The organism is Clostridium mobile (assembly GCF_018918285.1).
Lineage (GTDB): Bacteria > Bacillota > Clostridia > Clostridiales > Clostridiaceae > Clostridium_AW > Clostridium_AW mobile.
This window is the reverse complement of sequence record NZ_JAHLQF010000002.1, coordinates 676,306-692,318: the sequence shown is the minus strand read 5'-3', so window position 1 is coordinate 692,318 and position 16,013 is coordinate 676,306. Positions and strand designations below refer to the sequence as shown.

General features: G+C 29.5%; 13 protein-coding genes and 2 riboswitches. All 13 genes read right to left on the bottom strand.

Annotation, left to right across the window (positions count from 1 at the left end; genetic code table 11):
- Positions 1-9: 9 nt before the first annotated feature.
- Positions 10-1,107: an ABC transporter substrate-binding protein gene (locus KQI86_RS09465; RefSeq protein WP_216439028.1), complete on the bottom strand. Its 1,098-nt coding sequence runs from the start codon at positions 1,105-1,107 to the stop codon at positions 10-12.
- 147 nt (positions 1,108-1,254) lie between these two features.
- Positions 1,255-1,446: riboswitch (cobalamin riboswitch) on the bottom strand.
- 191 nt (positions 1,447-1,637) lie between these two features.
- Positions 1,638-2,831, bottom strand: a complete 1,194-nt coding sequence (locus tag KQI86_RS09460) for an ABC transporter ATP-binding protein (protein ID WP_216439027.1) — start codon at positions 2,829-2,831, stop codon at positions 1,638-1,640.
- Positions 2,828-3,856: a FecCD family ABC transporter permease gene (locus KQI86_RS09455; protein WP_216439026.1), complete on the bottom strand. Its 1,029-nt coding sequence runs from the start codon at positions 3,854-3,856 to the stop codon at positions 2,828-2,830. Before KQI86_RS09455 ends, KQI86_RS09460 begins: the two co-directional genes overlap by 4 nt.
- A gap of 54 nt (positions 3,857-3,910) precedes the next feature.
- Complete coding sequence (locus KQI86_RS09450; protein ID WP_216439025.1) at positions 3,911-5,077, bottom strand: ABC transporter substrate-binding protein; 1,167 nt, start codon at positions 5,075-5,077, stop codon at positions 3,911-3,913.
- Positions 5,078-5,195: 118 nt separating this feature from the next.
- Positions 5,196-5,386: riboswitch (cobalamin riboswitch) on the bottom strand.
- A gap of 111 nt (positions 5,387-5,497) precedes the next feature.
- Positions 5,498-6,250 carry a Na-translocating system protein MpsC family protein gene (locus KQI86_RS09445; RefSeq protein ID WP_246582732.1) on the bottom strand — a complete coding sequence of 251 codons (753 nt, stop codon included), beginning with the start codon at positions 6,248-6,250 and terminating at the stop codon, positions 5,498-5,500.
- Positions 6,251-6,587: 337 nt separating this feature from the next.
- Entirely contained in the window at positions 6,588-8,618 is a 2,031-nt protein-coding gene (locus KQI86_RS09440; protein ID WP_216439023.1) for a methyl-accepting chemotaxis protein, read from the bottom strand.
- Positions 8,619-8,654: 36 nt separating this feature from the next.
- Entirely contained in the window at positions 8,655-9,236 is a 582-nt protein-coding gene (locus KQI86_RS09435; protein WP_216439022.1) for an HD-GYP domain-containing protein, read from the bottom strand.
- A 325-nt stretch (positions 9,237-9,561) separates the two neighbouring features.
- Positions 9,562-11,094, bottom strand: a complete 1,533-nt coding sequence (locus KQI86_RS09430; RefSeq protein WP_216439021.1) for a response regulator — start codon at positions 11,092-11,094, stop codon at positions 9,562-9,564.
- A gap of 146 nt (positions 11,095-11,240) precedes the next feature.
- The gene (locus KQI86_RS09425) at positions 11,241-12,197 is read right to left on the bottom strand and encodes a hypothetical protein (protein ID WP_216439020.1); all 957 of its coding nucleotides are present in this window, start codon (positions 12,195-12,197) and stop codon (positions 11,241-11,243) included.
- 114 nt (positions 12,198-12,311) lie between these two features.
- The gene (locus KQI86_RS09420; RefSeq protein ID WP_216439019.1) at positions 12,312-12,893 is read right to left on the bottom strand and encodes a DUF2812 domain-containing protein; all 582 of its coding nucleotides are present in this window, start codon (positions 12,891-12,893) and stop codon (positions 12,312-12,314) included.
- Positions 12,880-13,233, bottom strand: coding sequence for a PadR family transcriptional regulator (locus KQI86_RS09415; protein WP_343216159.1), 354 nt, complete (start codon positions 13,231-13,233; stop codon positions 12,880-12,882). Before KQI86_RS09415 ends, KQI86_RS09420 begins: the two co-directional genes overlap by 14 nt.
- 145 nt (positions 13,234-13,378) lie before the next feature.
- Positions 13,379-14,557 (bottom strand): M20 metallopeptidase family protein, encoded by a 1,179-nt coding sequence (locus KQI86_RS09410; protein ID WP_216439018.1) that lies wholly within the window; start codon positions 14,555-14,557, stop codon positions 13,379-13,381.
- Between the two features lie 15 nt (positions 14,558-14,572).
- Entirely contained in the window at positions 14,573-15,796 is a 1,224-nt protein-coding gene (locus tag KQI86_RS09405; protein ID WP_216439017.1) for a hypothetical protein, read from the bottom strand.
- Positions 15,797-16,013 lie beyond the last annotated feature (217 nt).

Genomic DNA, 16,013 nt, shown 5'->3' with positions numbered 1-16,013 from the left:
AGCTTGTACTTATTTTGTTTTTGGTGCTGGGTAAAAATGCCCATCTATGTACTTAAATCCTTGAAAATCTTCTAACCATTTTCTAAATATTTCATCTGGGTTAAGATCCTGTAATTTATCTGGATAAATCCATTTTGCTAAGTATACAGAGCCAATAAGCTTTGATGCTCCACCATGACCGAATTGAGTCATTAAATATACATTGTCATTTTTAACCGCAGTTATTTCATCCCAACCTGGACGCTTTTTAATATCTTGAATCGTTTGATTCATTTGTTCTAATGTTGGAGCTGTATATAATCCTGTACCACTAAGAGCTGCCTTAGGAGTCACAGTTTTAACAATTACATCTGGATTTTTAATAATAACTTTTTCTGGATCAATTTCTGCACTACTAGCAGCTTTTTGCTCTCCTGCGAAAATATTTTCTCCTCCAGAAAGTTCAATCATTTTGTAATAGTAGTCTCCTTCAAAGGAAGTACGATAATCTTTTATATCTTCCCAATAAACTTTTCTCTTTTCAACACCTTTTAATTGCTTATTAATATACTCTAATGGTTCTTTAAAGCAAGCTATAAATTTTTCTGCTTTCTCTTTTTTATCAAAAATCTTTCCGATATTTTTTATTTGATTTTCAAAGTCCTCTGTATCATAGCCTGAAATAACAATTACTTTAATGTCAAATTGACTTAGTTTTTCTTCTGCCTCTTTATAGCTTCCATTCTTAGGAAGTATCAACGCTTGAGGTTTTAATTCAATGATTTTTTCATAGTTTAGTTCATTTTGACCTTTACCAATAGTGTTATTAGGGTCAAAATCACTCCAATATTCTCTATCTTGAGCAGTATTTAAATCTACTCCCACAACTTTATCTATAGCTCCACATGCACGTATGAGTTCATTGTTATATCTTGATGCTACAACAACCCTTTCAAGCGGAAATGGAACTTCTACAGTTCTTCCTGCATTATCTGTAATTGTCACTGTTTTTGCTTCACTGCCACTTTTAATTTCTTCTTTTGACTTATCTGTGTTACAACCTGCGAACACAAATAATAACATAGTACAAAACCATACTAGAAATAGTCTTTTGTTTTTTTGGTTCATTACATTGTCCCCCTTATTAAAATAATAATTTTTTATAAGAAAATCACTTTATGCAACTTTCTCAAATAAAAAACCACTTAGTAATATACTAAGTGGTTTCCCATTTCCAACGCACAAAATAAACAGTTAACATTGACACCCTATTAACCGATTCATAAAATATAGGCAGGTATTCTGGCTTACAGGTCATCCTCCTCTCAAGCCTTCCCATGAATATCTTCACAGTGGCATATTTGAGATTCGTAACTGAATACAGCAATGGGTTTGCATCGGATTCTAACCGATTTCCCTATTAATCTTCTGCGTTATTGCAGAAGAACCTATATTTCTATTTTATTCTTTTATAAACTATTTTTTCATTATTCTACATTATTATACTTTTTAATATAATTTTAGTCAATCCTTTTCTGATAAAATATTCCTTTCCTACTTTTTTAATCTGATTTTACTTACATGCTATTCTTTCTTTTCTATTGATTTCTCTTATGTATAATATGAATGTATAATATGAAATTATTTTGTTTCTCCATCTATGTAGTAAGAAATTTTTCTGATAAAGCATACATACAGTCTATGTATTCAATGCCTTTCCCTATTTCACCATATAGTTTTACACAATCCTCCTTTTTCCTAAAACTAAAAACTTTTTTATTTTTGCTTAGAGCATAGAAAATTAATTGTAAATTATTTTTGTTAATATCACCTATTGGACAAGCTGAATCTATTACATAAGACACATCATCTATCATATTTTTTGCTTTTTTAATATTTTCATCTTTTATGCCTTCAAAAGCATTTTCTTTTAATATAGGTAATCCTATAGTTCTAGCTACTTCATAATCTATATCATTTTCATGTAAAACACCTGTATAAAAGCCTATATTATATTTTGTAAGCACCCTGTATATAGGAGCTCCATAGCCACTGCCGCCTATGACAAAAGCCTTAGGTCTATTGTTGTTTGATAGTTCTATAGCTCCAAGTAAATTATTAAAATTCGCTTCTCTTATTTCATATAGTTCTTCTATAGTTTTTTCATCCACCACATCTTCTGGCCTGCCGTAAGCAATTATTCTTCCCTGATTTACAAGAGCTACCTTATCACAACTTTTTAATGCCATATCTATCTCATGAAGAGATATTATTACTGTAATCCCTCTTTCTTTTGTAAGCTTTCTTAGTATTTCAATAAGCTCTAATCTATGTTTTATATCTAAATGTGTCGTAGGTTCATCTAAAACAATAACATCTGGCTCCTGTACAAGAGCCCTTGCCACTAAAATCTTTTGTTTTTGCCCATCACTTAATTCATCAAAATAAGATTTTGCTATATCTTCAGCACTTACAGTTTTTAAGGCTTCAGAAATCTTTTCTACATCCTTTTTACCTAGGTATCCAAAAAAACCTGTATAAGGATATCTCCCCATAGCTACCACATCAAAGGCCGTCATTAGCCCTCCATTAAACTTATTTGTTAAAACTACAGACATTTTCTTTGAAAGTTCTTTATTGGCTATATCTTTAATATTCTCTCCTTCTATATAAACCGTTCCTTTTATAGGATTTAAAAGTTTTGATATAGTTCTTAAAATAGTAGTTTTGCCTGCACCATTAGGTCCTAGAAGACATAGATTTTCTCCCTTTATGAGTTTTATATTTATATTCTTAACAACAACCTTATTTTCATAACCTACATAAAGATCTTCAGTATTTAAAGTTATCATAGAGATGCCCTCCTTTTGAGTATAAGATATATTACAATAGGAGCTCCAATAAAAGATGTTATGGAGCTAATGGGTAATTCTATAGGGGCAAAAATTGTTCTACTAATTAAATCACAAAATGATGTAACTATAGCACCCATAATAACCGTACCTGGAATTAGTATTCTATTATCTGAAGTTCTAAATATCAATCTTGAAATATGAGGAACAGCAAGACCAATAAAAGCTATAGGTCCTGTAAATGCAGTTACAACAGCAGTTAATATGCTAGCAATTAATATAATTATTAGCCTAAATTTCTTTATATCAACTCCCATGCTTTTAGCATATTCTTCCCCCATTAAAAATGCATTAAGAGGTTTCACCACAAAAAAAGATCCAATAATCATAGGTATTCCCACACTCATAAGCACCTTTATGTTATTCCATGTAAAACCTGAGAAACTTCCTTTTGTCCACATGACAAAACCATACAGGCGTTCATGATCTGCAAAAGCTACCAGCATATTTGTCACTGCACTGCAAATATATCCAACCATTATGCCAATGACTAGAAGAGTTACTATATCCCTTACTTTCATAGCAAAAGCTACTACTAACATCATTACCAATAATGCGCCTAAAAAAGCTCCTAAAACCAATATATAAGGAGAATGGCTTTCAAAACCTAAAGTGATTCCTCCAATCATTATTAAAGCCACAAACAAAGTAGCCCCTGAGGAGATTCCTAATACATAGGGTTCTACTATGGGATTTTTAAAAAATATTTGAAGTAATAAACCTGAAAGCGCTAAAGCAGCTCCACCTATCAAGGTTGCTAGTGCCCTTGGAAGTCTTATATCCATAACAATATCCCTATTGGTCGGATCAAAAGCTCCCTTATTAAAAATAATATGTACAACTTCTTTTAAATCTATTTTTACAGAGCCAAATCCAATGCAAAATGCAAATACAAAAAACATAAATATTAAAAGAGAAATTAAAAGAACTACATATTTAAACTTTCTTTTCTCCATAGTCTCCATTTTCTTTCCTCCATTTTAAAGGAGGGTAAGTTTTTTACCCTCCTATTTTTGCACTTATTTATTTTCAACCTTAAAATAATGTCTTACTTCATGTCCCTTAAACTCTTCTGGATAAAAAATTGCTGCTAAGTCTTCTATGATTTCATCCAGTTTGTCCACCGATTGAGACCACCATGGTTGAGATGACCACAATTCTCCATTTTTAATTGATTTCATATTTTCTATTATAGGTGCTTGACTAACAAATTCACTTATAGTTTTAGGCCTTGTTTTTCCCATACCTTCAAAAACATATATGTCTGCTTTAGTACTCCTTGCATAAAACTCCTCATTAGTTATTGAAGCAGCTCCTGTTTTATCACTTTGAAAATCCTTAAAAGTATAGTCTCCACCAGCTATTTCATACATCTTTGATTGGTATGAACCTCCAACTCTTACTGAAAACTTTCCATCGTAAATAACTCCAGCTGTTGCCACAGGCTTATTCTTTCCTTTAACTTTTTCACTTACTTTATTAATAGTTTCTTCAGCCTTTTGTAAATGCTTATCAGCTTCAGCTTCCTTATTATAGAATAGAGACATGAACTCTATCCATTCCATTCTTCCTAATGGGTGACTTTCTGCTGCTGACGCTTCAACTACATAAGGTATCTCTAACTCATCAAACTTAGCTCCTAATTTTGCTACATCTGATGCTATAATAAATGCTACTTCCGGTTTTTTAGATTTGATTAATTCATAATCTAGGGCAGTATTTCTTCCTACATATGTGATTGCTCCACTTTTCATTCTATCATTTACTTCATCAATATGTCCCTTGTCTATATCATATGTTGTAACAGCTCCTATCGTATCAAACACATTTAATGGTCTTATTAAAGAAGTCTGCATGCTTGAACATAATAAAACATTATCTATTGGTGTGTTTATAACTTGTATATCATCATATCCTTCTGGCTTTTTTTCTCCCTTTGGTACTAATAATAGCTTCCTATCAGCACCATCTATTACTAACTTAACATTGTTATCTAAATATTCCACATTAAATTTAGTTGCATATTTAATTTTGCTATCTTTATTTTCTAGTGTACTTTCTTCCTTGATTTCTTTGGAGTCAGGGCTTGGGTCAGTATTTGTTTTTGTAGAGCACCCAACAAATGCAACCATAGTCATCCCCAAAATAAGAGCAGTTAAAATTTTTTTCATTTTTGAAAGATTCATTATAAATTCCTCCTAAGTAATATATTAATAACATATAATAAAAAACCACTTAGTAAATTACTAAGCGGTTTCCCATTTCAACACACAAAATAAACAGTTAACATTGACACCCTATTAACCGATTCATAAAATATAGGCAGGTATTCTGGCTTACAGATTATCCTCCTCTCAAGCCTTCCCATGAACATCTTCACAGTGGCATATTTGAGATTCGTACTGAATACAGCAATGGGTTTGCACCGGATTCTAACCGGTTTCCCTATTAATCTTCTACATTATTGAAGAAGAACCTATATTTCTATTTTATTCTTTTTTAATACATTTTTTCATCATTCTACATTATTATACTTTTCAATATACTTTTAGTCAATGTTTTTATAATTAAATCTTTCTTATTATAATATAGTTACATTCTTTTAATTATACTTCAAGAATAATATATTCCATATTCTCTAATGGATTTATGTAAACTTTATTCACCGTTACCTTTACACCTATGATTTCTGTGATTAACTTTACTAGCTCATCATTTATCTCGTTGTAGAGTAATTTTCTACAATACTTGATTAACATTAAATTACCTTTGTTCTTAAGCAAAGTTTTTTCCATAGGTGTTAATATATCATGAGTTCTAATTTCTATCACACCACCTGATAAAGATACTTGAGTATCCTTTGGACCTTTTCCTGTAAACTTTTTCAAGAAGGATGATGTTTTTATCTTTATTTCTTCTTCAATATCTTTGGTCTCCTCCTTGGTTAATTGTGAGATTTCATAGAATTTACCATTATTCTTTTTTCTATTAACTATCTTTAATACTACTTTATATAAGGACTCTAACATTTCTTCTTTTTCTATTGGCTTTACTAAATATTTATCAATACCTATATCTACACTTTTTAATATATATTCTATGTCCTCTACTTCAGTATTTATGATAATACCGCACTCTTGATCTATTTCCCGTATTTTTTTTATCATTTCCAATCCATTCATATTAGGCATTCTTAAATCTGATATAACTATTTGTGGTCTATGTTTTATAAATAATTGAAGTCCTTCTTCCCCATCCTCTGCTATAAATAATTTTCCAACAAACTCTTTTAAAATTTTTCTATTTATAATTCTTGTTATTTCTTCATCTTCTACATATAAAAGTTTAATATTATTCATTATCTTACTAACTTTGTCCACTTTCTTATAAACACCTCAGCTCAAATGTATTTTATCCGATAGCTACGGTCCTGAATAAGTTCTCTAGGCTTCAATCCATGTTTTACTATTCCTTTTAAGTAAACTTTATCTAAATCTAAGAATCCCTTGGTGAACGGACTATTTTATATACTTCTCATTATTCAAGCTAATTTTACCAAATTTATTAATAATATTCAAATATTTATTAATAAATAAAAAAAGGGCCAATCTCTTACTAAAAATTAATTTTTAGAGAAAGATCGTCCCTTTTAAAGCACCTTTTTTATTTATTTTTTATTCATTAGTTATTCTGTAATTATTCTGTTTTAAATGCTTTAATAATATTAGATAATTCTTTTGCCTTTATTTCATTTTCTTTAGTATCTTCTAATATAATATTATGTTTTTTGCTAACATTGCTTACATTTTGTACTATCTCTTCAGTTGAGCCTGCTACTTGAGTAACTGAAGTCGCTACTTCTTCCATACCTTTAGCCATCTGTTCCACAGAAACTAATATACTCTCTGAAGTCTTAGTAAAACCTTCAGTAATATTTCTAATAGCAATACCATCTTCCTTGTATTCAATACTTACATTTATAAGCTTTCTATAATCTTTTAATACATTTTCTCCTAATAATTTCAATACAGACTCTGAAGAACTTGAAAGTTCTTTTACAACACTTAAAACTGTTCTTACATCATTTTGTATCTTTTCAACAGCATGGGATGATTGCTCTGCTAATTTTCTAACTTCTTCTGCTACCACTGCAAATCCTTTTCCTTGCTCTCCTGCTCTTGCCGCTTCAATAGCTGCATTAAGTGCCAGTAGATTGGTCTTCTCAGCAATTTCAAAAATACTATTTGCCATTTCAGATATGTTATTAACAATTTTCGCATCTTCTATTGATTTCTCTAATTTTTCTTTGGAATCTTCGTACATATTTTCTGCTCTATTCATTGATTCATACATATCTTTATTAACTTTTTCTGATTTTTCCTCTATATTCAAAGCTAATTCTAGTCCTTCTTTGGCTGAGTCTACATTGAATTTTACATCTTCTTTTACGGATTCAGTCATAGATGTAAATTCTTCTACTCCTGCTGAAGATTCTTGCATGCTTGCTGAAATTTCTTCTGTATAGGCAGTTATCTGGTGAATTTCTTCATTTACTTCCTCAAACATTTGTTTTGTATGGCTACTGCTATTTAATATATGGTCAGTACTAGTTTTTACTTTTTGTATAGTTTTACTTAATGTATCAGTAGCATCATTTAAGGCTTTAGCTGTTTGTCCAAATTCATTGTTGCTATCTACTGTACTTTTATAACTTAAATTACACATAGCTAATTCTTCTACATGCCCTTTCATTTTAGAAAGAGGAGTCTTAATACCATTAGAAATTAGTTTTGCCACGGCTATTCCTATAATAATAAAAATAATAGTAGCAAGTATTGTAATATTTCTTAATCTATAAATGTCTTGAAACAACGTTGTCTTAGTAACCGCTAATCCCATAAACCATTCTGTATTTGGTACAGGGGTATATGCCATAAATTTCTCTAAGCCATTATAAGTATATGTACCAAATCCACTTTCCCCATTAATCATCTTTTTTTGTAATTCAGCAAGTTGTTGTAAATCTGGTTTATCAATTGAATTTTTTATATCATTTTCTCTGTTTATAACCATATTAATATCATCGTCTGCAATATAGTAACCATCTTTATTAAGAACAAATGGGAAATCCTCATCTCCAGATTGAATATCAGAAATTATGCTGTTTATATCTTTTAAATCTATAGCTCCTATTAATCCTCCTTTTGCTTTTCCACTGTCATCTTTAATAGGAACACATATATCCATAACAACTACACCATTAATCTCATAAAAATTATCATCTATAATAAAGGTTTCGCCTGATGATATTTTCTCTAAATAACTATCTGATATATGTTCTATAGAGTCATCATCCATATTAAATACTTCACCTTTTAAATTTACAATTTTAAATCTTTCAAATTCCCAATGTTTTGTTTCACTTTCCTCTCCTAACTCTTCTCTCTGCTTAGCTACATCCATGGACTCGATTTCTTTCCAGTTTGCAATTATATTTAATCTTTTTATTTTCTCATTTATTTTTTCAGAAAAATATTTTGACCCCTGATCAGTTCTGTTTTTTAATGATTTCTCTATAACATTATTCAATGCATTTGATGCATTTCTATATGATGTGAAACCTAAAAAACTGCATATTAATACAACTATTATAAGTATTTCTGCCATTATTAAAGCACTAAATGAACTATTGTTTTTACTTATGTTTCTTTTTATTTTTATTTTCATTGTACACCTCTATGTCGTAATTCTTCTTCATATTTTTTATGATATATTGCTAAATAAATTTATATTTATATTTTCCTTGACAAATTTTATAAATATTTCAAACAGTTTAGGATCATACATATTTTTTTCACATATCATAATCTCCAATGATTCTTCTATTGTATAGGCTTCTCTGTAAGGCCTATTTGTGGTTAATGCATCAAAAACATCTGCTATTCGAATTATACGAGAAGCAATAGGGATTTCATCTTTGTACAATCCATAATATCCGCTTCCATCATAGTTCTCATGATGGTACTTAACACTATCGTAAAAGTCTTTAGAATATTTATTTTCTATTAATATCTCTGCTCCATATTCAGCATGCATTTTAATAGTTTCAAATTCAAAATTTGTTAACTTTCCTTTTTTATTAAGGATATTCTTTGGTATTCTTGATTTTCCAATATCATGGCTTAATGAAAGTAAAATTAAAGTATTAATTTCCTTAGAGGAATAACCCATATACTGTCCTATTCTTTTCGCATAAACTGCCACCCTCTTGCTATGCAAAAAAGTTTCTAAACTTATATTTTCATGTTTATCTACCTTAAAATCAGTATTTATTAAATAACTCATTTCCACCGCATATACCCCCATTTAACATTATTAAATAAATAAGTCAAAATTTATCAATATGCATAAACAAAAAACCAGCGTAATTAGTCTTTAGTATAAATAAAAACTAACTACGCTGGCTTATATCTAGCAGAATAATTACATATTCTCTATTAATCATACCAGTAATTTATATTTTAAAATCATGTAAATATACGAACATACCAATATACCTATAGCTAAATAAATACTTATTTTCTATTAGTCTTATTAGTAACATAAAATTTACTATCTAAGGAAAATGTTACACCATAATAGTTTATAAGTCAATTTTTTTAAAAATCTATTATATGTAAGACTTAGATTTATTACAGTATTTCATGAGTTTTTCTTTAAATTTCTTTATATTGCTACTTATTTCACCAATTAATTTATATACTGAATCCATCTCCCCTAGCATAGCCTTTTCTTTAATATCATTTAAAAGAGTACTAATTTCTGTTAATCCAAAGTTTGAAATAGCACCCTTTAATTTATGTGTTATTTCTGATAATTCTTTTATTTTCCCTTTTTTAGCAAAGCAAATTATTTCATCCATTTGCTCTTTAGAAAATAAATCTATCATTTTATTTCCTAATTCAAATATTAATTCTTTATTTCCATCTAAGACTTTGTCCAATCTTTTCAATCCATCAAAACACTTATCATCTAAATTTAATTCATCTTTATTACACTCTTCTTCATTAAGATTCAAATATTTATTTACCATAGAGTATAATTTTTCTTTATCTATTGGTTTTGATAAATAATCATCCATACCTAATTTTATAAGTCTTTCTTTATCTTCTGATAAGGCATATGCTGTCAATGCGATTATAGGGATTTTTTCAAATTTTTTTATGCCTTTAATTATATTCATCGCTTCTATCCCACCCATTTCAGGCATAGAGATATCCATCAATATTAAATTATAACTATCCCTTTCCAATGCTTCTATTACTTCTATCCCATTATTTACAACTTTGCCCTTCCATCCAAGTATTTTTATCAATTCACTGATCACCATTTGATTGACTAAATTATCTTCCCCTACTAATATTTTTACTTCTTTTTTTTCATTGAACTTTTTAAATTCCTTTTCAACTTTATGTACATTTTCCTTAAATTTAATATTATTTTCAGAGGTATCATTAAATTTTTTATAGTAGGATTCTAACTTATCGGATTCAATTTTACAATTCTCTAATATATCATTCATGTTATCTAATAAAGAATTAGTCGAATCTTTAACGGCCATCATATATTCTTTTTGTTTAAAACTCAATTCATCTTTTAATATAATATCTATTAGTCCAATAATTCCATTTATAGGAGTTCTTATTTCATGACTTACATTTCTAAGGAAATTACACTTTTCCTCATATTCTAGAGAGTTATCTAACTTCTTTTTTAAAGAATGTTTCATAACAATAATTCTATCGGTTATATTTAAAATACATACACCTACTTCTGTAGTGTGTCCATTTTCATCTTTGATAGGTATCATTTCTATTCTGTAATATTCTATTCGATTTTTTTTTATTAACACTTCTTCGTTAGCACTAACCCTGATACCCTTAAAAGCAATGAGTAACTTTTTCTTAATTCTTGATATAAAATTTTTATTCATAGAATCATTTCCTACTTTATCAATCATATCTAATATACTCATTCCTACTTCACTATCTACGCCTATTAACTTTTTCATAAGCATTTTGTGCTTATTATTTATTAAAGTATATCTATAATATTTATCTAAAACAAAAATAGATACGCTATCAAGATTTTCAAACATAGTTTTTAAATTGCAGTTTACTTCTGAGTGTTTTTCTGTATTCATATTTAATTCCATATTTCCTTCCTAATTATAAAACAACATTTTTCATTTTTACCAATATGTCACATTAAATTTTCGACTATTTATTACAAAACCTTAATAAAAAAGCAGTAGGTTCCCCTACTGCTTTATCTTTATTACCTTTTAGGCTATTGTAAAACTATTATTTCCATACAGTTTCCTATAGCAGGCATACTTCTTGTAACTGCACCACCATAATAAGCTACTATCTCAGTGCCTTCTTTTAAATCTTTATAGGATAATTGTTTTTTATTTTTTACATCTATAATTTTTGTATTTTCATTTATGTTAAGCTTTATTACATCATATCCAAATTCTGTAGCTTTTTTACCTTCTAAAAGGATAGTTCCTCCTGCTTTACTATCAGTTAAGCTAGTTATTTTTCCCTGAGTAGCTAGTAAATCTTTTTCTACTTTATCTAAAACAACTATTTTTTCAGGTATATATACAGTAGTAACAAATCCTTTAAAATCTATAATTCCATCTTTTTTATCAAAATATATTCTTATTTTATTCCATTCTTTTAAATCTTCGATGGATACTTTTTTTCCTTCTCCATTTACTATTTCAGTTTTTTCTGTAATAAAAGTAAATGCAGATCCATCCTTTGATTTTATATATGCATTCTTTCCATTCTTTTTATTATTTAATTCAACTATACTACCTATATTTTGTTCTACAGCTCCTATGTTCTCGCTTTCCTGGGAAACTATAATTTTTCTACCATAGGACATAGGTGGAATGCTTAAAGTAACCGCTGGTCCATAATAAGCTCTAATTTTCATGCCCTTTTTTAAATCATTTTTAGTTAATTTCTTTCCATCAAATTCATTTATTATTTCACTTTTATCATCAATAGAGATATTAATATCTTCCATGGAAAGCATTATACCATTTTTAGTATCTCTTATATTTAATATTTCTCCCTCCACATTTTGAGTAGCGATTTTCACATCTTTACTACTTGTATTGTTACTAATCACCACTGCTACATTATCATGTTTCACATCAGCTGCTGAAACTCCACCTATAGGTAATGCTAAAGCAACACAAGTTAATAGCAAAATTACTTTCTTTTTAATCATTAATTTTCCTCCTTTGGATTATTATACTTATTATCTTATATTTATACTACGATAACCAAAGGAAAAAAGGTCATATATATGCTAAATTTAAAAGCTCATATGAAAAACCAACAATTACTTACGGGTACATCCATGGGCTTTTATTTTCTTTTCTTTTAAAAAATATGCTGTAACCACCATTAGTGATGGCACTACAAGTGCTACTGAAATTATACCTATAATAAATAATATATCTTCTAATATCGTTCCAGGCATTTTATAGCCCAGAAAATATTCAATTAAAGCTATAATAATAAGTAATCCTACTGAAGTAAATAATGTTTTCTTATATATTTCTTTTGAACTTGAATATTTACTTAAATAATTTTCTTCATCAGTATATATTGGAATAGTATTTGGCGGAGCTGAGAAAAAATGAATGTCATTAAGAGAACACATATGCTCCCACCCACTACTCTTAAAAAATTCAAAATACTCATCTTTATCTTTATCTTTATCTTTATCTTTATCATCATCTAATTGTTTGGAATCCATTGAATATATCAATTCTTTTGGTTCAGCTTTAACTAACTTATACTTAAAAATTGTCATTTTTTCAAGAATCCACCCCTCTTTAGCCATTTTGCTCAATTTCTTCATCATCCTATCTTCTTCAAAAGCTAATCCCATGTTTATTAAATATTTATACTTCTCCATGGTCACTTTCCTCCTCTAAATACTTTAATGCTTCTTTCCCGTGCTCTACCATAGTTATTCTTCTTTTAATATCCTTTTTTAATATTTCCTTGCCCTTCAAAGTTAAGCTATATGTCTTACGTCTTTCTTCATCGCTATCCATCAATTGGATTAAATCTGCATTTTGCAGCTTTTTTATGATTGTATAAAGACTTGCTGGGCCTATTATCATTTCTCCCTGTGAAAGTTCTTGAACTTCCTGCATTACCCCATATCCGTGCATTGGTTTAACTAATGTAAGCAAAATATAATAGGTTGAATCCGTCAATATATCTTCATCTAGTGCTTTTCCACGAGCCACTTCTTCCCCTCCTATATCATTTAACAGTATATCATTTAATGATATATTACTAAATGATATATATTGTCAATATATTTTAAATAAAAAATGCGTTAGTTTTAGAATTCAATTCTATTTACTAACGCATTAATGGTAAAGTTTTTATTTAATTATTTAAATAACCAAAGACAGAAGCAACTAAACTCGATATCCCATCTTTAATTACATTTTCATCAAACAAAGTTTTATGGTGATGTAGTGAAAATTCATAGCCATCTTTTTTAGAACCAGCTCCAATATTTAAGTATAGCGTAGGAACAACTTCACCGTAGAATGCAAAGTCTTCTGAACTCATAAATTTAAAATTAAAGTCTTTAACTTTTTCTTCTCCAATTTCTTCTTTAATATAAGGCAATAATTGTTCAGTAAGTTGTTCATCATTAACAACTGGTGGTAAAAAGACACCTGATTTAAAATCAACTTCAACTCGTAAACCTTGTGCAATTGAAGTAGCAATCTCTTCAACTCTTCTTAATGCAAATTCCCCTGTTTCACGATGAAAAAATCTAATTGTTCCGGCTAGACTTCCACTATGAGGAATAACATTGTTGGCTTTGCCAAATGAAAATTCGCCAATAGTTAAGACCAATGGTTCTTGAGCATCAATCTCCCGTGTTTTAATTGATGAAATTCCTTGATAAATTTGAACAGCAGCATAAATTGGATCAATAGTATTTTCAGGTGATGAACCATGTCCACCTTTACCAGTTAATTTAATATCAAATGAGGTACTACCAGCCATAATTGCTCCACTTTCACCAAGAATTGTTCCAGTATCCAGGAATTGACCTGGCACAACATGAATTCCAAGAACAGCATCAACACGTGGATTTTCTAAAACCTTAGATTTAATCATTAATCTTGCACCCTTTAAGCCCTCTTCATCAGGTTGAAAAAGCAATTTTACATAGCCATTTAACTGATCTTCATTTTGTTTTAATATTATAGCAGCCCCCAATAACATTGTTGCATGAATATCATGACCACAAGAATGCATAACGTTTTCATTTTGCGATTTAAAAGACAAATTAGTTTCTTCTGCCATTGGCAATGCATCCATATCAGCTCTGAGCATGATTGTTTTTCCTGTATTTTTACCAACATGAGCTAGAATACCGCAATTCTCAATTATTTCATATTCAATATTATATAAATCTAATTCTTTAGTAATTGTTTTAATAGTATTAGGCAATTCAAGTCCTAATTCAGGATTTTGATGAATCCTACGTCTGATAGCAACTAGCTCATCAAATATAGCCTCTACTTGCTTGTAAAATATTTTCATTGATAACCCTCGTTTCTATAAGAAGTTTTTCATAATTCCTGCCATAATTACCGAACCAATTGTAATGGTTGTAAATCCAGCGACTAACATAATTGGAGCAATCTTTTCTAATAAATATTCATATTCTTCCTCATCATCTGTTACTGCTTTAATGGATTCAATAGTTAATAAGTAGTTAACAGGGAATCCTAATAAACAGTTTAATCCTATAGCAAATGATAATTCCCAGTCAATTTTAAGTAATTTACCGACAATAATTGATATAAGAGCAATCCCAATCATTGCAATAAAGATTAAACCAAAGACTGGTACAATTGTTTGAACTACTTCATTTTTATCTGCAGTTGCTAAAGTTCCCATAATGCCCACAAATGAAGCAATTAGGAATAGACCAGATGTCTTAGCTTGATCCAAACCGTTTTTTGGTAAAATGCCAATCTCGACGCCCACAACACCATAGAATAATGCAAAAATCGTTGGTGAAATATCGTATGGATTTAAAACAACTTTTGTTAGACTACTAGACAAAACAGCTAAAACTGAAACAAAAGCTATCTTTGCAAGAATTGCAGATACCGTATTATAACGCTCTGGTAATGCCGGAAAAAGTTTTTTCTTAGTTTGTTCTTCTATTTTTTTAACTTGACTATTTTCAGCTTTATTACGTTTTACTAGTTCTTTTCTTGCAACACGTTTTAATAGAGTAGGAACAACTAAAAAGGCAGGAAAGTTCTGTAGAGTAAGAATTAAAATTGCAACCATTGCCATATAGTCTAAGCCTTTTTGTAAAGCAGCAGCTTGCATTTCAAAAGCGGCAACAAGACCACCACCAACTACAGGAGTAGCAATTACAGCCATGTCCCAGCCAAAAATTGGAGCGCCAATTAGTAGCACCGATAAGGCAACTCCAACAAGGCCTCCTAACCCGATGACAACGGTTTTCCATTGTACTTTTAAGTCATTAATACTGAGGCTTGACCCCATATTAACAACAATCATTACAATAACCACACTAATAAAAGCATCGGAAAAACCAGCTAATTTAACAATTTCTTGTGGAATAATGTTTGTCCATACTCCTATCAATAATAAAACTGCAAAAACAAAGAGACTTGGGATATAAGCTTTTGATAATGTTGATATAACATCACCGATGGCTAAAAAGATAATTAGGATTGCAAAGTATATTACTGGGTGTAAACTAGCTCCTAATAAAGAATTTAAAACTACTTCATTCATAATATAGCCCCCTTTTTTATTTGTTAACATAGTATCATACCTAATAGACTATGTCAATATATTCAGAATAAATCGTCTATAGTGTAAATTTTGAATTTTTCACCTCCTAAACTTGATAATTCATCAGAAACTCACTACACAAAAGAGGTATAATTAAGTATAAAAATAAGCAATTCAAGCATCTGCTTATGTAGATGCTTGAATATACATTAGTAAA